This is a genomic window from Lagierella sp. ICN-221743 (assembly GCF_037890055.1).
Classification (GTDB): Bacteria; Bacillota; Clostridia; order Tissierellales; family Peptoniphilaceae; genus Mediannikoviicoccus.
In genome coordinates this window covers 18,134-40,528 of sequence record NZ_JBBKBD010000001.1, presented here as the reverse complement: position 1 = coordinate 40,528, position 22,395 = coordinate 18,134, and the positions used below count along the sequence as shown (strand labels likewise).

At 30.7% G+C, this 22,395-nt stretch carries 23 protein-coding genes; 18 read left to right on the top strand and 5 right to left on the bottom strand.

Annotated features, from left to right (window positions below):
• Positions 1-2 precede the first annotated feature (2 nt).
• The 12 genes from WKS98_RS00200 (at position 3) to pyrE (ending at position 10,304) form a co-directional block, all read left to right on the top strand.
• A complete protein-coding gene (locus WKS98_RS00200) occupies positions 3-629 on the top strand; it encodes a hypothetical protein (protein WP_498915871.1) in 627 nt (208 codons plus the stop codon).
• Positions 619-1,716 carry a metallophosphoesterase family protein gene (locus WKS98_RS00195; RefSeq protein ID WP_498915869.1) on the top strand — a complete coding sequence of 366 codons (1,098 nt, stop codon included), beginning with the start codon at positions 619-621 and terminating at the stop codon, positions 1,714-1,716. The genes WKS98_RS00200 and WKS98_RS00195 overlap by 11 nt, the downstream gene beginning before the upstream one ends.
• Positions 1,713-3,839, top strand: coding sequence for an ATP-binding protein (locus WKS98_RS00190; RefSeq protein ID WP_498915867.1), 2,127 nt, complete (start codon positions 1,713-1,715; stop codon positions 3,837-3,839). The genes WKS98_RS00195 and WKS98_RS00190 overlap by 4 nt, the downstream gene beginning before the upstream one ends.
• Positions 3,840-3,847: 8 nt before the next feature.
• A complete protein-coding gene (locus tag WKS98_RS00185; RefSeq protein ID WP_498915865.1) occupies positions 3,848-4,534 on the top strand; it encodes a metallophosphoesterase in 687 nt (228 codons plus the stop codon).
• Positions 4,535-4,543: 9 nt separating this feature from the next.
• The gene (nagB, locus tag WKS98_RS00180) at positions 4,544-5,266 is read left to right on the top strand and encodes a glucosamine-6-phosphate deaminase (protein WP_498915863.1); all 723 of its coding nucleotides are present in this window, start codon (positions 4,544-4,546) and stop codon (positions 5,264-5,266) included.
• Positions 5,266-5,808, top strand: coding sequence for a class IV adenylate cyclase (locus WKS98_RS00175; protein WP_498915861.1), 543 nt, complete (start codon positions 5,266-5,268; stop codon positions 5,806-5,808). Before nagB ends, WKS98_RS00175 begins: the two co-directional genes overlap by 1 nt.
• A 100-nt stretch (positions 5,809-5,908) precedes the next feature.
• A complete protein-coding gene (pyrB, locus tag WKS98_RS00170) occupies positions 5,909-6,829 on the top strand; it encodes an aspartate carbamoyltransferase (protein WP_498915859.1) in 921 nt (306 codons plus the stop codon).
• A complete protein-coding gene (locus WKS98_RS00165; protein WP_498915857.1) occupies positions 6,829-7,257 on the top strand; it encodes an aspartate carbamoyltransferase regulatory subunit in 429 nt (142 codons plus the stop codon). Before pyrB ends, WKS98_RS00165 begins: the two co-directional genes overlap by 1 nt.
• Positions 7,258-8,127: an orotidine-5'-phosphate decarboxylase gene (gene pyrF, locus WKS98_RS00160; protein WP_498915855.1), complete on the top strand. Its 870-nt coding sequence runs from the start codon at positions 7,258-7,260 to the stop codon at positions 8,125-8,127.
• A complete protein-coding gene (locus tag WKS98_RS00155; RefSeq protein ID WP_498915853.1) occupies positions 8,102-8,830 on the top strand; it encodes a dihydroorotate dehydrogenase electron transfer subunit in 729 nt (242 codons plus the stop codon). Before pyrF ends, WKS98_RS00155 begins: the two co-directional genes overlap by 26 nt.
• Positions 8,823-9,719, top strand: a complete 897-nt coding sequence (locus WKS98_RS00150; protein WP_498915852.1) for a dihydroorotate dehydrogenase — start codon at positions 8,823-8,825, stop codon at positions 9,717-9,719. The genes WKS98_RS00155 and WKS98_RS00150 overlap by 8 nt, the downstream gene beginning before the upstream one ends.
• A gap of 9 nt (positions 9,720-9,728) precedes the next feature.
• Positions 9,729-10,304: an orotate phosphoribosyltransferase gene (gene pyrE / locus WKS98_RS00145; RefSeq protein ID WP_498915851.1), complete on the top strand. Its 576-nt coding sequence runs from the start codon at positions 9,729-9,731 to the stop codon at positions 10,302-10,304.
• Between the two features lie 79 nt (positions 10,305-10,383).
• On the opposite strand, the gene ppdK is transcribed toward pyrE, so the two are convergent.
• From ppdK to asnA, 3 genes are all read right to left on the bottom strand, one after another.
• A complete protein-coding gene (ppdK, locus tag WKS98_RS00140; protein ID WP_498915849.1) occupies positions 10,384-13,017 on the bottom strand; it encodes a pyruvate, phosphate dikinase in 2,634 nt (877 codons plus the stop codon).
• A gap of 10 nt (positions 13,018-13,027) precedes the next feature.
• Positions 13,028-13,840 carry a pyruvate, water dikinase regulatory protein gene (locus WKS98_RS00135; RefSeq protein ID WP_498915848.1) on the bottom strand — a complete coding sequence of 271 codons (813 nt, stop codon included), beginning with the start codon at positions 13,838-13,840 and terminating at the stop codon, positions 13,028-13,030.
• 138 nt (positions 13,841-13,978) lie between these two features.
• Positions 13,979-14,992 carry an aspartate--ammonia ligase gene (gene asnA / locus WKS98_RS00130; protein WP_498915846.1) on the bottom strand — a complete coding sequence of 338 codons (1,014 nt, stop codon included), beginning with the start codon at positions 14,990-14,992 and terminating at the stop codon, positions 13,979-13,981.
• A gap of 108 nt (positions 14,993-15,100) precedes the next feature.
• Between asnA and WKS98_RS00125 the strand changes: the two genes are divergently transcribed.
• Complete coding sequence (locus WKS98_RS00125) at positions 15,101-15,991, top strand: DegV family protein (protein ID WP_498915845.1); 891 nt, start codon at positions 15,101-15,103, stop codon at positions 15,989-15,991.
• Positions 15,992-16,016: 25 nt separating this feature from the next.
• On the opposite strand, the gene WKS98_RS00120 is transcribed toward WKS98_RS00125, so the two are convergent.
• Positions 16,017-16,277, bottom strand: a complete 261-nt coding sequence (locus WKS98_RS00120) for a GIY-YIG nuclease family protein (protein ID WP_498915844.1) — start codon at positions 16,275-16,277, stop codon at positions 16,017-16,019.
• Entirely contained in the window at positions 16,274-16,885 is a 612-nt protein-coding gene (locus tag WKS98_RS00115; RefSeq protein ID WP_498915842.1) for a regulatory protein RecX, read from the bottom strand. The genes WKS98_RS00120 and WKS98_RS00115 overlap by 4 nt, the downstream gene beginning before the upstream one ends.
• A 319-nt stretch (positions 16,886-17,204) precedes the next feature.
• Here WKS98_RS00115 and WKS98_RS00110 point away from each other — a divergent pair, with 319 nt between their 5' ends.
• The 5 genes from WKS98_RS00110 (at position 17,205) to WKS98_RS00090 (ending at position 22,387) form a co-directional block, all read left to right on the top strand.
• On the top strand, positions 17,205-17,747 hold the full coding sequence (locus tag WKS98_RS00110; protein WP_498915840.1) for a hypothetical protein: 543 nt from the start codon (positions 17,205-17,207) through the stop codon (positions 17,745-17,747).
• A gap of 9 nt (positions 17,748-17,756) precedes the next feature.
• Positions 17,757-17,981 carry a YdbC family protein gene (locus WKS98_RS00105; RefSeq protein WP_498915839.1) on the top strand — a complete coding sequence of 75 codons (225 nt, stop codon included), beginning with the start codon at positions 17,757-17,759 and terminating at the stop codon, positions 17,979-17,981.
• 194 nt (positions 17,982-18,175) lie between these two features.
• Positions 18,176-20,587 carry a leucine--tRNA ligase gene (gene leuS, locus WKS98_RS00100; protein ID WP_498915837.1) on the top strand — a complete coding sequence of 804 codons (2,412 nt, stop codon included), beginning with the start codon at positions 18,176-18,178 and terminating at the stop codon, positions 20,585-20,587.
• Between the two features lie 75 nt (positions 20,588-20,662).
• Complete coding sequence (locus WKS98_RS00095) at positions 20,663-21,082, top strand: RrF2 family transcriptional regulator (protein WP_498915835.1); 420 nt, start codon at positions 20,663-20,665, stop codon at positions 21,080-21,082.
• 99 nt (positions 21,083-21,181) lie between these two features.
• Complete coding sequence (locus WKS98_RS00090; RefSeq protein ID WP_498915833.1) at positions 21,182-22,387, top strand: AI-2E family transporter; 1,206 nt, start codon at positions 21,182-21,184, stop codon at positions 22,385-22,387.
• Positions 22,388-22,395: the final 8 nt, after the last annotated feature.

The following is a 22,395-nucleotide window of genomic DNA, read 5'->3' as shown; positions in this document are numbered from 1 at the left end:
ATATGAAAAAATTTTTTGACCAATTAACAGAAAAAAATCCGGAGCTTGTTTTAAATATAAAAACATCTTTGGAAGATCAAATAAAATATTTCAAAGAAGCTTTAGAACATGACTTAACTACAAAAGATAGAGAAGAGATAAAAAAGTATTTGGACAATATGAATACAGTTTTAGATTCTATTGAACCAATAAATATTCAGCTTAGATTAAAAGAGTTTGAGCTTAGTAAGATTATAACTAATAAAGTAACTCTAGATCACGATTTCACTTATACGAAACCTGAAGGTTATAGACTGTATAGAGGTGAGATAGTGACAATAAGCTCTTACTATGACTTATATGTAAGTCTTTGTGAGTACTTCTATAAGCTTAATCCAGTAATCTTTAGATCTTTTCCAGATAAAACAGATTTTAATGGCTGGAAGAGGACTTACTTTAGTTTAGAGAAAAATAAGATTAGAAATGCGGTACTAATAGGTAATAGTGTCTATATAGAAACCAAATTTCCAGCAAATAAAATAAGAGACTTACTAATAAAAATTTTTAGTGCGTACAATTTAAGTTTTGATATATTGGAAATATATATTAGGCAGGACAGGAAGGAAGAGTATAGGTATTATGAAAAATAACAAGTTAACATTTTTGCATAGTGGAGACTTTCATTTAGGTTCATATTTTTATTCTTCAGACTTACCTGTTGATTTAGTAGAAAATCGCAGAGAAAATATATGGGCTTCTATTGAAAGCCTATTTTCTTATGCCAAGGAAAAGAAAGTTGATTGTCTATTTTTATGTGGAGATATATTTAATGAAAATTATGTAACTCTATCAATTTTAGAAAGACTAAACTCCTTATTTAAAACTGTACCTGAAACAAAGATTTTTATAATATTTGGAAATCATGATCCATATTCAAAAAATTCAAAATTCAGATATTTAAATTATCCCTCAAATGTTTTTGTATTTGATGAAGATAATTTACGAAGTTTCGAGTTTGAAGGTTTTAATGTATATGGAATAAGTTATACCGATAGAATTTTAAATAAACCATCTTACTTTGAAAGCGTAAGACTAGATAATAATAAGATTAATATTTTACTGTTACACACAGATATTTTAATTCCTAATTTTAATTACATGAATTTAAGTTTGAGTAATATAGAAAATTTAGGATTTGACTATATTGCCCTTGGGCATATTCATAAGCCTCAAAAAGTCAAAGAAAATATTATATATCCAGGATCTTTAGGACCACTTTCATTTAAAGAAACTGGTTACCATGGTGCAATTTATGGTGAATTTGAAAATAGAAATCTATATACAAAATTCATACCTCTTTCTAGTTCAATATTTACATTGGTAAACTACGAATTAAAAGAGAGCTTTGATTTTTATTATCTGCTAGAACATTTGAAAAATAATATTATTGTGGATGATAAAAATAACTATATTAGATTGACTCTTACGGGTAAACTACCTGTAGGCTTTGACTTGGACATAAAGGGACTTGAAGAAGCTCTAAAAAAGCATGTATATTACATTGAAGTAATTGACAATACTGAAGAAAATTATGATGCTGAAAAGATTCTTGATTTAAATAGAGAAAATCAGATAGGAATTTTTATAGACAAGGTTAATGAGTTAAATGAAAGTCATGAAACAAAGGAAAAAATATTAAAATATGGATTGAATGCTTTAATGAGGGAGGATTCATGAAGCTTTTAAAACTTGAAATATCTGGATTTGGAAAATTTGAAAATAAAATAATTGACTTAGATGAGGATTTTATTCTAATTAGAGGAGATAACGAGGCTGGTAAGAGCACATGTGTTAAATTTATTGAAGGTGTATTTTATGGATTTGTAAAACCATATTTAAAAACAACCAGGTATACAGATGATTTAGAAAAGTATAGACCATGGAACTGCTCTAATTATGAAGGTTCAATTATATTTGAATACAAAGGTGAAATTCTAAGGGTTTATAGAAATTTTCAAACAGGTGAATACAAGATTTATAATGAAAAATCCGGAAAGGATATTACAGATACATTAAATGGATATAAGCAGTCCAATAAAAGCTTTCCAGGAGAATATTTTTTCAAAGTAAGTAGTGAAGTTTTTAATAACACAAAAATAATCGGACAGAATAATGTTGGAATAAAAGACCAAGCTACAAGATATATTACAGATACTATGCTTAAAAAAAGAGATAACCATGAAGATTTAACAACCAGTAAAAAAAGCGTTGAGTATCTAAAAGAACTAAGAAGAGATATTGGAACAGCAACAAATTCAAATAAGCCATTGGGACGAGCATATGAGGACTATAAAACTTTAAGTTCAGAATTAAAAAGACTCTCAGAATTAAAAGAAGAGTATGACAATTCTTTAAATAAGCTTTCAGACTTAGAAAGAAAATATGTAGATAAGAATAATCTATTTGAGTTAAAAGAAAAGCAGTTATCCTTTGAGAAACAGGAAATAGATGCGAAAGTCTTATATGAAAAAGATGAATTATTAAATGAGATATCTAACTTAAATAAAAAGATATCTGAAATTGAAAATTCAAAAAAAATCTACGAACCCTATTTAAAAGAATATGACAAAATAAAAGATGAAGAAAAGTATTTAAAAAAAGCATTTGATGAACTTTCTCAAGAAAAGAGACAAGTGTATAAAAAGTATTTGGATATTTCAAAAATACTGGATGACGCAGTAAAAGATAATAAGAAATGTGAAAAATCAGTAAAAATAAGATATTTTATAGTGTTTTTATTTTCAATTATTGCAAGTTATCTTTTAAGACAATACACAAAACTTTCAAGTACAACTATATTCATGATTTTTGTAATGGTGAATCTAATATCTTTTATGATACAGAATCGTCATTCAGGTAAATTAGATGCAAAAGAGTATGAAAAAGTTAAAAGTGATAGAGATTTTTATTTAAAAAAGATAGAGGAGCTAGATAGGGAAATTGAGTACTTATTAAATGACGAAGAGAATAAAAATAATTCTCTATTAGATATTGATAAGATCATTAATGACAAATTCAACATTGGGATTAAAGAGATAAAAGATCTTGATGAAGAGCTTTTTAATTGTGAAAAGAAATTAAAAGAATCTAAGTCTAAACTTGATTTTATAGTAAAGACAAAACCTATAACAAAAAGTTTGAAAGTGTATAATGTAGAATTTTCAAAAGATTTTTATATGGTAGAAAATATGAATATTGAAGAGTTAAGAAATGAAAAAGATTTACTTAACAATGAGATTGTCAAAATTAAAGAAAGAATTAAAATACTAGATAGCGAAATAATAAACTTACCGAGCTTGTTAGACAAAGAGAATAGTACGTCTAAGAAGATAGAAGAATTGGAAAATAATTTGAGGATAATTGATCTTACTATAAAATTAGTGGAAGAATCTTTTGAAGAGCTAAAGTCTAGTTTTGTTCCAAAGCTTATAAATAAGGTAAACTTATTATTGAAACCAATCTATGAAGATAATATAAAATTTTATATAGATGAGTTTTTAAATATTTCCTATAAAGAAAATGCAAGTAGTAATATTAAATCTTCTTTAAGCTTGGGTAAAGGTTCGCAAGATATAATTTTTTTCGTTCTTAAGATAGCCATTTGTACTGAACTATATGATAAATCAGGTTTTCTTATTCTAGATGATGCTTTTAATTATTTAGATGATGACAGACTTAAAATAATAATTTCTGTATTAAAAAAGGAGCTAGTTCTTAATCAGATTATCATACTAAGCTGCCAAGAAAGAGAAATGGAAATTTTAAAGTCACATCAAGATGTTAAAATTATAAATTTATAGGTGAGATAATGATTTATAGTATTTCTGATTTACATTTGGATTATACAAAAGAAAAAACCATGACCCTATTTGGAGATAGTTGGACAGATTATGAAGAGAGAATTTTTCAAAACTGGAAAGAAACTGTTAAGGGTGAGGACTTGGTACTTGTAGCTGGAGATATTTCATGGGCTATGAATTTAAAGGATGCATATCATGACCTTATTAGAATAGACGAAATGCCTGGAAAAAAAGTTTTTATTAAGGGCAATCACGACTATTGGTGGAGTTCTCTAAATAAAAATAATTCCTTAAATTTGAAAAGTATTTTTTTCTTACAAAATAATTATTTTGAATTTAATGATTATTGCATAGTGGGAACAAGAGGATGGGACTACCTTACAGTGGAATGTGAAGAGTATAATATTTATAGGAGAGAGCTTCTTAGGTTAGAACTTTCCTTAAATTCTGCGCCAAAAGGCAAAGAAAAAATATGTATGCTTCACTATCCACCTTTCACAACTGAAAGGCTTCCAGATGATTTTCATTATATCTTAAAGGAACATGGTGTTACGAAATGTGTCTATGGTCACTTACATGGACCTGGACTTAGCAATGTGGTTGAAGGAGTCGTTGATGGTGTTGAATACTTCTGTACATCTAGCGACTATCTAAAGTTCAAACCAATTAAAATAGTTGGAACACAACTAAAATAGGAGGAAGAAATGAAAGTAATTTACACAAAAAACTATGATGAAATGAGCAAACAATCTGCACAAATGGTAATAGAACAAATTAAAAACAAAAAAGATTCTATACTAGGCCTTGCAACTGGTTCTACACCTGTTGGACTATACAAATGTTTAATAGAAGCTCATGTTAACGGTTTAGACTTTTCAGAAGTTAAGACTTTTAATCTTGATGAGTATATAGGTTTGACTCCTGACAATCCTCAATCCTATAACTATTTTATGTTTGACAACTTATTAAGCCATATAAATGTAAAAAGAGAAAATATAAGAATTCCACAAGGGAATAAAAATCCTGAACAAGAGGTAGTAGACTACGAAAATGATGTAAGAAAGTCTGAAAGGGTAGATATTCAGCTACTTGGAATTGGCCCAGATGGTCATATTGCATTTAATGAACCTGATGAAGAGTTAAACTACTCTACTTCAGTTGTTGATCTACAAGAAAGTACTATTAAGGCAAATGCAAGATTTTTCGAAAGTGAAGAAGAAGTTCCAACTATGGCTATTTCTATGGGTATGGGAACAATCTTTAATGCGGAAAAAATTATTCTTTTAATAAGTGGAAATAATAAAGAAGAAGCAACAAACTATTTAGTTAATAAGGACAAAATTTCAACAAAAGTTCCTGTTTCACTATTAAAGCTACATCATGACGTAACTGTATTTATAGACGAAAGTAGCGTTAAGATAAGATAGTGGAAAAAGAATTAGAAGTAAAGTTAATAAATATTGATTTAGAAGAGTTTAAAAACTCGCTTTTAAAAAAGGGTGCAAGCTTAACTCATCACGAGAAACAAGAAAACATATTAATTTCATCTAAAACAGCAAATATAATATGTGATAGAGACTATATGAGAATAAGACTTGTAAAAGATTTGCTAAATAATAAATCATATAATTATCTAACTTACAAAAAAATGGTTGAAGATTCTGAATTTAAAAGAGCTGAAGAATATACTATTGAATTTGATAACCTTTCAAATCTTAAAAAGATTTTAGAGTTTATAAAACTTGATGACTTTGAGTCTACTTTTAAAGAGAGATTCAGCTATTCATATAAAAATATTAGAATAGATTTTGACTATTGGGATAGAAATTCATTTCCCTTTGACTATGCTGAAATTGAGGCTAATTCAGAGGAGGAATTAAATAAATTTCTTGATGAATTCAGTATTTCAAGAGAAAATATAAGTTCAAAATCTATAAAAGAATTAAGAGAAGAATATAAGGGGATTTAGGTCCTCTTATTTTTTTGAAAAAATTTTTGAAAAATAATTTGACAATATGATTTTAAAATGGTATCTTAGTCTAAGAAAAAATAAAGAGGGGGCATAATAAATGTTATCTGGCAGAGATTTAATAGAGATTAATGATTTTTCTAAAGAAGACATAAGTGAAATAATGGATTTAGCTCAAGACATAATAAAGAGTCCTGAGAGTTTTTCCGGTTGTTGTACTGGTAAGATTCTAGGGACTCTTTTTTTTGAGCCATCAACTAGAACAAGACTTAGTTTTGAGTCAGCAATTCACAGACTTGGTGGAGATTGCATAGGCTTTTCAGAAAGCTCTTCATCATCTACAGCAAAGGGAGAGAGCTTAGCTGACACAGTAAAAACCATAAGCAGCTATGTTGACATAATAGCAATGAGACATCCTAAAGAAGGATCTGCAACATTATCAAAGGACTTTACAACTGTGCCTTTAATAAACGCAGGTGATGGAGGACATCAACATCCAACTCAAACACTAACTGACTTACTTACAATTATGCAAACAAAGGGTACATTTGAAAACCTAACAATTGGTCTTTGTGGTGACTTAAAATTTGGCCGTACAGTTCATTCACTTGTAAAGGCAATGAGTATGTATCCTAACAATAAATTTGTGTTTATATCACCGGAAGAATTAAAAATTCCAGAGTATATAAAAATAGTATTAAGAAATAAAAATATCGAGTTTGTAGAAACTGAAAAACTTAGTTCAGTTATGCAAGACTTAGATATTCTATACATGACAAGAGTGCAAAGAGAAAGATTTTTTAACGAGGAAGATTATATAAGACTTAAAGATTCTTATATATTAACGCTTGAAAAGCTAGAAAATGCTAAGAAGGACTTAGCAATACTACATCCGCTTCCAAGGGTGAATGAAATAGCCGTAGAAGTAGACAGCGACCCAAGGGCAGTTTACTTTAAACAAGTAAGATACGGTGTAATTGTTAGAATGGCACTTATATTAAAACTACTAGGGGTGAAATAATGTTAACAATTAATAGTATTAACAAAGGGATTGTAATAGACCATATAAAAGCAGGCCACGGACACATGCTATATGAAATGCTTGACTTAGACAAAGCAGATTACTCTGTAGCGCTAATAATGAATGCAAGTTCAAAGGCAATGGGCAAAAAAGATATCATAAAAATAGAAAATGTAATAGATTTAGACTTGAGAGTGCTTGGATTAATTGACGAAACAATCACCGTAAATATAATTGAAGATCAAAAAATTGTTAAAAAGATAAATGTAGAACTTCCAGAGGTAGTTGAAGACGTAATTCATTGTAAAAACCCTCGTTGTATTTCCACAAGTGAAAGAAATATAGTTCATAGATTTGAACTTATAGACAGAGAGCAAAAATTATATAAATGTGCATATTGTGATCAAATTTATGACAAGGAGGAATAAATGATAATCGATAAACTTTATAAATCAGTTGAAGAAAAGGGTTTTGTATGTGTAGGACTTGATACATCTATGGACTATATACCTGAAAATATAAAAAATATGAGTTCCAGTGTTGAAGACATTGTATTTGAATACAATAGACAAATAATAGATGCAACACATGATATTACTGGCGTTTACAAAGTTCAAATAGCTTATTATGAAGCTATGGGAATAGATGGTCTGAAAGCCTATAGCAGAACTTTAAAATATCTTAGAGATAAAAACTGCATTTCAATAGGTGATGTAAAAAGAGGAGATATTGCAAATACGGCAAAGGAATATGCAAAAGCTCATTTCACAGGTGATTTTGAAGTAGATTTCATTACACTTAATCCATACATGGGTTATGACAGCATAACTCCATATATGGAATACTTAAAAAGTGGAGACAAAGGTGTTTTCGTACTACTTAGAACATCTAATCCAGGGGCAAAAGACATAGAATATTTAGAGTACAACAATGAACCTATGTACTACACAATTGGCGACAACATATACAAAATGGCGCAAGAAGTAATAGGGGAGTGTGGATACAGTTCTTTAGGATTTGTTGTTGGAGGAACATATAGCGAAGAAGCTAGGGAAATAAGAGATAGATATGAGAACTCATTCTTCTTAATTCCAGGCTACGGTGCACAAGGCGGAAAGGCTGAAGATATTAGACTTTATCTAAACAACTTTAATGGTGGTGTTGTAAACTCTTCAAGAGGTATAATAACAGCTTACAAAAAGGTTGAAGGTGGAGAAAAGAAATTCCAAGAATGCACAAGAGATGCGGTACTTAAAATGAGAAAGGATATATATGGAAAAGAAAAATTACAGGGATAGTAAAATTATTCTTAATAAACATATTCAAGATGACATCTATTTAATGGAACTTGAAGGAAAATTTGAAGGCAAACCAGGCCAGTTTTATATGCTTAGAGCTTGGGATGATAGTCCATTACTTCCAAGACCACTTAGTATATATGATTTAGAAGAAAATAAAATTTCTTTTCTTTATAAGGTTGTTGGCAAGGGAACTGGAATCCTTTCTGAATTAAAAGAGGGAGCATATATAAAATTATTAGGACCTCTTGGTAATACCTTCCCAACTGAGGGAGTAGAAAGCTGCGCCATAGTAGCTGGTGGTATAGGTATAGCGCCATTTATGTACCTTGCTAAGACCTTAAAAGGAAAAGTTGATATATATGCTGGATTTTATGATAAAAGCTACTTAATGGATGAATTTGCAAAATATGCGAACAATGTAAATGTAACTACAATAACTGGATATGAAGGTCATAAGGGACTTGTAACTGATATAATAGAGGATAAATACGACTATGTATTTGCATGTGGTCCAAACCCAATGATGCAATCGCTTCAAAAAAGAGAACTATCAGGAAAGTCTTTTTACTCTTTGGAAGCTCATATGGCTTGTGGAATAGGCGCTTGCTATGGATGTGCAATTCAAACTACAAAGGGAGTAAAGAGGGTTTGCCATGAAGGCCCTATATTTAAAGGAGAAGAGGTGATTTTTGATGCTTAGTACAAAATTATGTAACTCTGTTTTAAAAAATCCAGTAATTGCAGCATCTGGTACATTTGGATTTGGAAGGGAATACGAACCATATGTAGACTTTAATAAGATTGGTGGAATTGCAACTTCTGGCGTAACATTTAAAGCTAAACCAGGAAATAGAGGCATCAGAATACATGAGACACCATCAGGCATAATGAATAGTATAGGTCTTCAAAATCCTTCTACTGAAGAGTTTATAAAAAATGATCTTGAGTTTTTAAGAGATTATGATACTAAAATATTGGTTAATGTTGGGGGAGCTACAATAGATGAATATTTAAAATCAATCGAATTACTCAACAAAACCGATATAGAACTAATCGAGCTTAACATTTCTTGTCCAAATGTAAAAGAGGGCGGAATGGCATTTGGAATTAAATGTGATATAGCTGAGGAAGTTGTAAGGGAAGTTAGAAATGCAACTGAAAAAACCTTAATTGTAAAGCTTTCACCAAATGCAGAAAATATTAAAGATATGGCGGTTAAATGTGTTGAAGCAGGGGCAGATGGTCTTTCACTAGTAAATACATTTAATGCATTAGCTGTGGATATTTACAATAAAAAACCAGTATTTTCAAACATAACTGCAGGACTTTCAGGTCCGGCAATAAAACCAATTGCGCTAAGAATGGTTCATGATGTAGCTTCAGTAGTAAATGTTCCTATAATAGGAATTGGTGGCATTATGAATTGGCAAGATGCCATTGAATATATAATGGTTGGGGCAACCGCAATACAAGTAGGAACTGCAAACTTTGTTAACCCTAATGCTATGGTTGAAATAGTAGAAGGAATGAAAAAGTTCATGGTTGAACAGGGAATAAAGAGCTTAGACGAAATAAGAGGAATTATTTAGGGGGATAAAATGGAAAATAGAGTTTTAGAATTATTAGAAGAAAGTAAGGCATTATTAACAGGACACTTTTTATTATCATCAGGGAAACATAGTAACAGATACATTCAATGTGCTAAACTTATTCAATATCCTGAAAAGACTGAAGAAGTATGTAAGATTATAAAAGAAAAAATTGATGCAGACGGTATAAAAGTTGACTTAGTAGTTGGACCAGCAATGGGTGGTATAATAATTGCTTATGAACTTGGAAGAGTATTGGGAGTTCCTGCAATCTTTACTGAAAGACAAGATGATGTCATGACTCTAAGAAGAGGTTTCGAAATTCCTGAAGGAGCAAATGTACTTGTAGTTGAAGATGTTGTTACAACTGGAAAGAGTTCATATGAAACTATCAAAGTTATTGAAGACCACGGAGCAAACTGTTTAGGAATTGCTTGCTTAGCCGATAGAACTTCAGGAAGAGATATTGGAATAAAACTATATCCTGCCATAAGCCTTGAAATAAATATTTATGACAAAGAAGACTGTCCATTCTGTAAAGAGGGACTTGAGCTTGTAAAACCTGGTAGTAGAAAAAAATTTTAACATAATTTGAGAGTTGTCCTAGGGCAACTCTTTTTTATTTCATAAAAAGAGAGCCGTCAATTGACAACTCTCAATATTACTATTTTATATTTCTATCTTTTTTTACCTTTGCTTGTGCAGCGGTAAGTCTTGCTATAGGAACTCTGTATGGGGAACAGGATACATAATCAAGTCCTATGCTATAGCAGAATTCAATTGACTTTGGATCTCCACCATGCTCACCACAAATACCCAAGTGAATATTTGGATTTGTTTTTCTTCCGCCTTCAGCAGCTATTTCAAGAAGTTTTCCAACACCATCCACGTCAATTTGTTCAAATGGGCTTCTTGGGTAAATTTTCTTTTCTTCATAATCTGATAGGAATTTACCTGCATCATCCCTTGAGAAACCAAAAGTCATTTGAGTCATATCATTTGTACCAAAACTAAAGAAGTCAGCTTCTTTAGCAATTTCGTCAGCAAGTAATGCAGCTCTTGGTACTTCTATCATTGTACCGATTTTATATTCAACTTTAGAGTTTAATTCTTCAAATACATTATTTATTTCTTCAATGATTTCAGATTTTACATATTTTAGCTCTTTTAAATCTCCAATAAGAGGAATCATTATTTCAGGAGTTACATTAATTCCTTCTTGTTTTAATCTTAAAGCAGCTGTAATAATTGCTCTTGCTTGCATACGATATATTTCAGGGTATGTTACTGCAAGTCTACAGCCTCTATGACCAAGCATAGGGTTAACTTCCTTCAAATCATTAACAGTATCGTTAACTTCATCAAAAGTAAGATTCATCTTCTTAGCTAAAGCTTCAATATCTTCTTTTTTGGTAGGAAGGAATTCGTGTAGAGGAGGATCTAGTAATCTTGTTGTAACAGATTTTTCTCCCATTACCTTATAGATTTCATAGAAATCACTTTCTTGCATAGGTCTTAATTCTTCTAAAGCTTTTTGTCTTTGTTCTAAAGTCTTTGATAAAATCATTTCTCTAACAATAGGAATTCTTTCTTCATCAAAGAACATGTGCTCAGTTCTAGTTAGTCCAATTCCTTCGGCACCAAACGCAAGTGCTTGCTTAGCGTCCCTTGGAGTATCAGCATTTGTTCTTATGCCCATATCTCTGATTTCATCTGCCCAAGACATAAATTTTTCAAAGTTTCCTGATAGAGTAGGTTCAACTTTTTTTATTTCTCCACGATAAATTGAGCCGTCACTACCATTTAATGATATATAATCACCTTCGTGAAGAACATATTTAGATGTTCTCATAACTTTTGATATTTCGTCTACTACTATATCAGAAGCACCGGCAACACAGCATTTACCCATTCCCCTTGCAACAACAGCAGCATGCGATGTCATACCACCTCTTGCTGTAAGAATACCTTCTGCTGTTACCATTCCTTCAATATCTTCTGGAGAAGTTTCTTGTCTTACAAGAATAACTTTTTCGCCATTTTTTGCAGCTTCTACAGCATCATGTGCATGGAAGTACATCTTACCACTAGCAGCTCCTGGTGAAGCGGCTAGCCCCTTAGTAATAAGTTCGGCACTTTGAAGTTGTTTTTCATCGAAAGTATGGTGTAGAAGTTGGTTTAAGCTAAGAGGTTCAATTCTTAAAAGAGCTTCTTCCTTTGAAATTAAACCTTCTTCAACTAAATCAACGGCGATGTTTAATGCGGCTTGAGTAGTTCTCTTTCCATTTCTAGTTTGTAAGATATATAGTTTTCCTTTTTCTATTGTGAATTCAAGGTCTTGCATATCTTTATAATGCTTTTCAAGTTTTTCAGCAGTTGCTAGAAACTCATCATATACTTCTGGCATTTCTTCGTGTAGTGCCATAATTTCGTGAGGTGTTCTAATACCTGCAACTACGTCTTCGCCTTGAGCATTCATTAAATATTCACCAAATAATTTATTTTCTCCTGTAGCAGGGTTTCTTGAAAAGGCAACACCTGTACCGGAATTTTCTCCCATATTACCAAAAACCATAGATTGAACATTTACTGCAGTTCCAAGAGAATCATCAATGCCATTAAGTTTTCTATATACTTTTGCTCTTGGGTTATTCCATGATTTGAATACTGCTTCTATTGAATGTTCAAGTTGCACAATAGGATCTTGAGGGAACTCATTGCCAGTTTCTTCTTTATAAATTTCTTTGTATTCTGAAACTAATTGTTTTAAATCTTCAGCTGTAAGATCTGTATCTAATTCGGCCTTTCTGTCTTTCTTCATATTATCTAATGCAGTATCAAAGTGAACCTTAGGTATTTCCATAGCAACATCGGAGAACATTTGAATAAATCTTCTATATGAATCAAATGCAAATCTTTCATTTCCGGTTGAATTAGCTAAGCCTATAACGGATTCATCATTTAAACCAAGGTTTAAAATTGTATCCATCATTCCTGGCATTGAGAAAACAGCACCACTTCTAACGGAGAATAGTAGAGGATTTTCTGTGTCAGAAAACTTCTTGTTTAACTTTTCTTCAGTAGTATTAATATGTTCTCTTACTTCGTTTAAAAGTTCTTCCCAAAGCTTTTCATTTTCGTCATAATATCTATTACAAGCTTCAGTCGTAATAGTAAATCCTGGAGGTACTGAAAGCCCTAAGTTTGTCATTTCAGCTAAGTTAGCACCTTTTCCTCCAAGAAGGTTTCTCATATCCTTATTACCTTCTAAAAAATCGTAAACATACTTTTTTGTCATTTGATTCCTCCTACAACCTATTATTGATTTTTCTTAGATGTCTAATAATTATTTCAGCTGTTTCTTCTATAGCCCTATCGGAAACATCAATTATAGGACATCCTACTTTCTTCATTATCGAATGCGCATATTCTAGTTCTATCAATATCCTATCAAGATTTGAATAAGAAGAGTTAGATGGTAAGCCAAGAGATTGAAGTCTTGACTTTCTTATAGAATTAAGTTTAACTGGCGAATTAGTAAGTCCAATTATTTTCTTACTTGGCACTTCGAAAATTTCTTTTGGCACTGGTGTTTCTGGCACCAGAGGAATATTTGCAACCCGGAAGTTCTTATTAGCCAAGTACATTGATAGGGGAGTTTTTGAAGTACGTGATACCCCTATAATGGTTACATCGGCTGATAGTACACCTCTTGGGTCCTTACCATCGTCATAGCGCACAGCAAAATCTATGGCATCAACCCTTTTAAAGTATTGAGCATCAAGATTTCTAAGGGCACCTGGCTTAGTTTTTGGTTCCAAATTGGAAACCCTTTCAATGGCTACTATGGCCGGAGTTAAAATATCGACAGAGTGTAAGTTTTTAAGCTCACAAATCTTTTTCAAATGCTCTATTAGATGTTCATCAACAAGTGAATAAAATACGATAGTTTTATCAAAATTATCAATTTTATCGGTTATTTTGTTAAGAACTTCTACGCTTCGGACATTTGAATGTCTCTCGATTTCTCTTTCTTCTATATCGAATTGTGCAAAAGCAGCTCTAACAATCTGCTCGCAAGTTTCTCCAGTGGAGTCTGATATTACAATAAGTTTCAGCATTTTTCTCCCTCAAAACAAATTCTAATACCATTATACAATAATTTTCAATTTAATTTAAGTGTAATGATACCGTTTTACTCAATAAATTAAAAACTCATATTAAAGATTGTTAAAATCTCTAATATGAGCAAAAAATTATTAAAGTAGATTTATTTCATTTTCTTTACATTCTTCAATCATAGACTTAGGCCATGTACTTGCTTGAACTTCACCAATATGGGCTTTTTGCAAGAAAAACATACATAGTCTTGATTGGCCAATACCTCCACCGATACATTCAGGATATTTTCCATCAACCAAATTCTTATGGAACTCATAGTTTAGCCTATTAGTGGTTTTTGATTCTTCAAGTTGTTTTTTCAATGCTTTGGAATCAACACGAATACCCATGGAAGAAAGCTCAAGAGCATCATTTAATATAGGATTCCAAACGATAATATCTCCATTTAAATCCCAGTCATCATAGTCTGGAGCTCTCATGCTATGAGGTTTACCACATTTTAAATTTCTACCTATTTTTGAAATAAATATAGCTCCCTTTTCCTTTGCAAACAGTTTTTCCCTTTCTTCAAAAGAAATATCTGGATACATTTCTTCAAGTTCAAATGTAGTAATAAAAGTTATTTCCTTTGGCAAAATTTTATTATAGTCATCGTACGTTTCGGATAACATGTTTTCAGTGTCTAAAAGCACATCATAAATATCTCTAACAACTTTTTCTAAATATTCTTCATTTCTTTCATTAGGAGAAATTGCTTTTTCCCAGTCCCACTGATCTACATAGTAGGAATGGGTATTGTCACAAATTTCGCAAGATCTTATGGCGTTCATATCAGTGTATAGCCCTTGACCAACTTCTATATTGTATGAAGCCAGAGCGTTTCTCTTCCACTTTGCCAGTGAATGTATTATTTCAAGATCAACATCTTCTCCATCTTGCGAAACTTTAAATGAAACTGGCACTTCAGTTCCGCTTAGGTTGTCATTAAAACCAGATTGTTTATCTACAAAGAGTGGGGCAGAAACTCTTATTAAATTTAATTTTTCAGACAGATTTATTTGAAAAAAATCTTTAATCAATTTTATAGCTTTTTGTGTCTTTATCAAATCAAGACTTGATTTATATTCTTTTGGTATTATTAAATTACTCATTTTATCACATTCCTATTATTTAAATTGTTAATTAACATTATATAGTATACTTAAAGATGGATTTTAGGTCAATGTTCATGTTATAATAAACAAAAGTGAGGTGATAAAATGAGTATAAAACTTTTAGTTGACTCAGGTTGCGATTTATCTCAGGAGCTGGCGAAAAAATATGATATAAGAATATTACCCTTTACTGCAATATGTAATGAAGTAGAATATAAAGACGGTATAGATATATCATCCAAAGAATTAAATGAAAGAATGCGCGAGGGAGATGTCTTTACAACAGCTCAAATACCGATTGATGAATATTATAGAGCTTTTTTTGAAGAAGTTGAAAAGGGAAACAAAGTTATTTCATTAGTATTATCAAGTGGTATAACAAGTTCGATAAATTCTGCAAGATTAGCTAAAAATATGTTACTGGAAGAAAAACCTAATGCTGTTATAGAGATTATAGACTCAAAACTTGCTTCATATGGATTTGGACTATTAGTCAGGAGAACAGTGGAATATATACAAAATGGTATGGATTTTGAAGAGATTATACAAAAAATAAATGAACTTATAGATTCTACTTTAACATTCTTTACAGTAGATGATTTGAAATATCTCTATAGGGGAGGACGAGTATCAGCTGCAGAAAAAGTTGTAGGTGGAATGCTTAATATTAAACCTGTACTTCATGTAGATAAAGAAGGGCGACTAATTCCAATTGACAAGGCAAGAGGAATAAAAAAAGTTTATAAGAAATTTGTTGAATTAATAAAAAAAGAAATGGATCCAGATATAAGTAAAGATCAGCTTGTTATTATAGGACATTCAGATTCTTTACAGTTGGCTTTGGATTTCAAAGAAATACTTTCTAAAGAAATGGGATTTACAAATATATATGTAGACGAAATAGGCCCAGTTATAAGTTCTCATTCAGGGCCAGGAACAGTGATGTTCTCTCTATTAAGTAAAAATCTAGAAGAATATATGAATATAAAAATGTAACTAGGAGCTTAAACTCCTAGTTTTTTCATCTTAATAGATATTTAGTCTTGCTTTCTATTAACTTTAGTTTTTTTTCTCTAGGCAGTTTTTTTATTTCTCTTTCACGCCTTTGAGCTATAAGCTTATCTTCATACTCTTCATAGTACATGAGTTTTACAGGAGTTCTTCCTCTTGTGTACTTTGCTCCTTTTCCAGAGTTATGGGTTTCAATTCTTTTTTTCAAGTCATTAGTCCATCCAGTATAAAGACTTTCATCTTTGCATTTTAAAATATATACGAAATTCAAATTAGTTCACCGATGACCTTTTCTATAGTGCTATAATCAAAGCCCCTGGATGAAAGAAAGGTATAAATTTTGTTTTTTAATTTAAATCCTTCGAATTTGTTTTCCCATTGAGGTAATTTTTTTTCAACTAAGTCTTTTGCGTTTTCAAATTCAAGTTCTTTAAAATTAAATGAAAATTCATCTATAATATTTTTATCTATACCTTTATTTATAAGTTCATACTCAATTTTTCTATTTGACCATTTATTAATTTCTATCTTTGATTCGAAAAAGGCCTTAGCAAATCTATAGTCATCGATGTATCCATCATCTTGAAGTTTTGAGATTATTTTATCTATATGGTCTTTAGACACATTTTCTTTTCTTAATTTGTCATAAACTTCCTTTTTTGAACGTATTCTAAAACTAATAAAATTAAGAGCTTTTGAGAAATTCAAATTGTAGTCATTAAAGTCCATAAGTTTATTAAATTCTTCTTCGTCTAAAACTTTTCCCTTTGAAAGATTTAGCTCATTATATAGGTTATAGCTTGCATTTAGAGTTTTTTTATCAAACTCGACTATAAAAAGTCCTTTTTTTTCGTCAAAACTAATGTCTTTTATTTCCATGTTGCAAAAAATGAAAAAATTATAGGGAATATCATAGCTACAACAAGTAATCCAGCGACTAATTTAACGATAAAATTATTTTTTTTCATATCTTACTCCTTAAATTAAGGTTTTAAATTTTTATAGTTTAATGATATCATATCATTAAATTCAAAATCAATTTTGAAACTTTTTTATTTGATGATAAACTTAAGCTTGATAGGGGTGATTGTAACTGAAAGAAGATAATTTACTTGAACTAATAAATGATAGGATTGACAATATAAAAGAATTTAATTTAAGCTTGGAAAAAGTAAAAAGTTTGCAAAACTTAAGAAATATGAAACAAAAGGAACTCTTCTATAAGTTGCAAGAAGTTGAAGTTTTAAAATCTTTAAACTTAAATACTGATATTAGTAATGGAATGCTTGAAGCTATAGACTACATTATCGATATAGAATTTATGAAGGGTGTGCATTTGGATAATGAAAATATAAAGAAGTCGAAGGTATTGGAGAAAAAATATTATAGTATTAAAGAACTTTTGGAAAACTTTAAAATAAATAAGATGCAAAATGAAGTAGATGAAATACTTTTAAATTCTTTAAATGCACTAAAAGATGAAGATCTAGAAAAAATAAAAATCTATGAAAATAAAACTTTAAACATTCTTTTTTCTGCTGTAAAGAGTGGAGAGGAATTTGATGGAAATTTAGATGAATTACTACAAAGTTTCAACGAGGAGGATAGGCTTTTATTAAACCATGTATTTAAATATGAAGAGGATTTGAGTGATGATATTAATCGCTTAAACAATATAATAAAGGAAATAAATGGTATGCTTCTAGCAGTAATTCCAAATAAAAACAATTTTATTATGTAGGGGGAAGATATGGCTGAATTTAAATATGAAATAGTTGAAAATCTTGGTATACTATCTGAAAATGATAAGGGATGGAGAAAAGAATTAAATCTTGTAAGTTGGGCTGAAAGACCTGCAAAGTATGATATAAGAGAATGGAATCCAGATCATACAAGAATGAGCAAGGGACTAACTTTTACGGAAGATGAGTTAAAAATCCTGTTAGAACTTCTTAAAGAAGAGTTTGAAGATTGATTTAATTGAACTAAAATGCTACAATTTAACTAGATAATTAAATTTTAATAAGAAGATAATCTTGTAATGACAAGAAGATAAGAAAAAATATTTTGTTATAATAAAACTAATAATAATTAATTAACTGAAATTAACTTTCGTGTCATTTTGAAACGAAAGTTTTTTCTTATTCAGATTAAATTTTGGAGGGAAAAATGGACATATACAATCCTAATGCCATTGAAAAAAAATGGCAAAAGTATTGGGAAGAGAATAAAACTTTTAAAACAGAAATTGATGAAAACAAAGAGAAATTTTATGCACTAATAGAATTCCCATATCCATCAGGACAGGGACTTCATGTAGGCCACCCAAGACCTTACACAGCTATGGACATAGTATCTAGAAAGAGAAGACTTCAAGGATATAATGTTCTTTATCCAATGGGCTGGGATGCTTTTGGACTTCCTGCAGAAAATTATGCTATAAAAAACAAAGTTCATCCTGCAGTAATTACAAGAACTAATATTGATAGATTTAGAAATCAAATGAAATCTATCGGCCTTTCCTTTGACTGGGACAGAGAAATAGACACAACTGATCCTGAGTATTATAAATGGACTCAATGGATATTTTTAAAACTATTCGAAAAAGGACTTGCTTATAAGAAAGAAATGCCTATTAACTGGTGTCCATCATGTAAGACAGGACTTGCAAATGAAGAGGTGATAGGTGGTAACTGCGAAAGATGTGGCAGTGAAGTTGAACATAAGATTAAAAGCCAATGGATGCTTAAAATAACTGAATATGCTGATAGATTAATAGACGATCTAGCTGAGGTTAATTATCCTGAAAGGGTTAAAATGCAACAAATTAACTGGATTGGGAGAACCCATGGATGCGAATTGGATTTCAAAGTTTCTAACTTAGACGATTTTATAAAAGTATATACAACAAGACCTGATACTATTTTTGGTGTTACTTACATGGTTATAGCAGTTGACCATCCGCTACTAGAAAAACATAAAAATATAATTAAAAACATGGATGAAATAGCTGCATACAGACAAGAGGCTGAAAAAAAATCTGAATTTGAAAGAACTCAATTAGTTAAAGATAAAACCGGTGTTTTAATTGATGGAATTACCGCTGTTCATCCATTTACAGGAAAAGAAATTCCGGTATATGTTTCAGATTATGTTCTTACAACATATGGAACTGGTGCTATTATGGCAGTTCCAGCACACGACCAAAGAGACTATGACTTTGCAAAGAAATTTGGACTTGAAATAATTCAAGTAATTTCTCGAGGTGAAAATGATAAGCTTCCGTTAACAGAAATAGTGAATGGAAAGTTAATAAACTCAGACTTTATAAATGGATTAGATGTTAAAGAGGCTTCAGAAAAAATAATTTCTAAGGCTGAAGAATTAAAGATTGGAAATAGAAAAACCAATTATAAATTAAGAGACTGGGTATTTTCAAGACAGAGATATTGGGGAGAACCGATTCCACTAGTTCACTGTGAAAAGTGTGGATGGGTTGCAGTACCTGAAGAAGAGCTACCTGTAAAGTTACCTGAAGTGGATAATTATGAACCTACAGGAGACGGCGAATCACCACTGGCAAATATAGAGAGTTTTGTTAATACAAAATGCCCTTGCTGTGGTGGAGCTGCAAGGAGAGAAACTGATACAATGCCACAATGGGCAGGTTCCTCATGGTATTATATAAGATATGTAGATCCAAAAAATAATAATGGAATTGCTTCAAAAGACGCAATAAACTATTATCTTCCAGTAGATTGGTACAATGGAGGAATGGAACACACAACTCTACATTTACTTTATTCAAGATTTTGGCATAAGTTCTTATATGATATAGGAGTAGTGAATACTAAAGAACCATATAAAAAGAGAACAAGCCATGGAATGATTCTTGGAGATAACGGCGAAAAAATGTCGAAATCTAGAGGAAATGTTGTTAATCCTGATGATATAATAAGAGATTATGGAGCGGATACATTAAGAACTTATGAAATGTTTATAGGTGATTTTGAAAAATCAGCGCCATGGTCTGAAAATGGTGTAAAGGGTTGTAGAAAATTCTTAGAAAGAGTTTGGAAGCTTCAAGATATGTTAGAAGAAAGTGAAGAGTATTCTGAGAATTTAGAAGGAGAAATTCACAGAACTATAAAAAAAGTTACTGAAGACTATGAAAATTTAAAGTTTAATACAGCTATAGCTCAGCTTATGACTTTAATAAATGAATTTTATTCGAATTCCAAACTTACATTAAAAGACTTTGAAACTTTCCTAATATTATTGAACCCGGTTGCACCACATATAACTGAAGAATTATGGGAACTAAAAATGAAGAATGGAAATGTGCATGAGCAAAACTGGCCAGAATACGATGAATCAAAATTAGTTGAAAGTGTTTACGAAATTCCTGTACAACTTAACGGTAAAGTTAAAGGAACTATAAAGATAAATATTGACGAAGAAAAGGAAGCTATTTTTGATAAAGTTATTTCCAGTGATGAGTTCAAAGATGCTTTAGAAGGCAAAAATATAATCAAAAAGATTTATGTGCCAGGGAAAATAATTAATCTAGTTATAAAATAAAGGTTTAATATTTTTTATAGTGTAAGAAATAAAATTATTTTAAAATTATGATACTAAGTAATTTGGAGGAGTAAAATGAGACTTTCAACTAAAGGCAGATATGGACTGCATACTATGTTTGAATTAGCAAGACACTATGGGGAAGACCCAATTCCTCTAAGCGAAGTTTCAAAAGCTACTGATTTGCCTATGGGATATTTAGAACAATTGGTTAGAAAATTAAAAAAAGATAATTTAGTAGATAGTATAAGAGGACCAAAGGGAGGTTATTTCTTAACGAGAGATCCTAAAGATATAACCGTGGGAGATGTTTTAAGATCAGCTGAAGACTTTTTTGGAATTACAGAATGTTCAAGCGCGGATGGAGTTTGCTGTAAAGAAGATTACTGTATTGCAAGACAAGTTTGGCAAGTTATTGAAGATGAGATGAACAATACAATTGATTCCATAAGTTTACAAGATATGGTAGATAGAAATGTTAAGAAAACAAGATAATTTTATCTTGTTTTCTTGACTTTTAAAGTAACTTAAATATTTTTAAAAATCTATGATATACTATATTAAGAGATAATATAGATTTAGGGGTGTGTATAAATGCCTTTTGATGTTCAACATTTACTTATAAATGCAATATTGGTTTTAGTAGTTTTTTTGTTATCTTTTAGCATCTACTATTTGATTAATATTGGAAATACCAAAGTTAGTTTACGAAATAGGTTAAAATTCGATCAAATTTTTATAAAGAGAACTACGGTTATAATTATATTAATACTAATGACCCTTTTTATTTTTAATAAGTATCCAATAGTTAGTAGGACATTATCCACTGCAATAATTTCTGTAGTTGTAGCATACTTAATAAATCCTCTAGCCATGAAGCTTGAAGATTTAGGTTTAAAAAGGTCATATGCCATTTTGGTAGTGTATTTAATAGTAATACTTTTCTTTGCTATTATTGTAGTATTTTTATGGCCTATGCTTGTAGAACAGCTTAAAAATTTAGTTCAGTCAATACCTCAAATTATTCGATACATTAATGAGCTAGGAGAAAAAGTGGGGGATAAGTTCACAGACTATCCAGCAGCAAATGACTTTATAACAAGTGGAACTAAAAGTATCTTAAAAAGTCTAAATAAAGTTCAAGATAACTTAATATTCGAATTGGGTAATATAGGAGAAAAAGTATCTGGACTTGCAAGCGGTATTATAAGGGTTGTTTTAATACCTGTATTTACATTTTATTTTATAATGTTTAAAGAAAAGTATTTTGTGTGGATTAAAAATCAAGTTCCACCAAATAAATACAAGAGCACCACATCACTATTTAAAGAAATAGATAGAGTTAATTCCCAATTTGTCAGAGGAAGACTAATAATGGCAATTGCCGTTGGAGTTATGACTACTATATTCTTGTTAATTATGAGGATAGACTATGCGCTTATAATTGGGATTATAACTTGTGTTGCAGATATAATACCATATATAGGACCTGCTTTAGGATTTGTTCCTGCAGTTGTTCTAGCTTTGGTAGATAATCCAATTAAAGCTGTAATTGTGGCTGTGGCCTTTGTTTTAATACAATGGGTTGAAAATAATATTTTGGCACCAAAGATACTTGGAACTACTATTGGACTAAATCCACTTTTAATATTGACTAGCTTGATACTAGGAGCTGGAATGTTTGGAGTTCCTGGAATGATATTTGCAGTTCCAGTTGTAGCTACTGTAAAGGTAGTACTAGGACATTTTAAAAATGATATAAAGAATTTTTTCTTTGATAATAATCACAGAAACATATAGGAGAATTG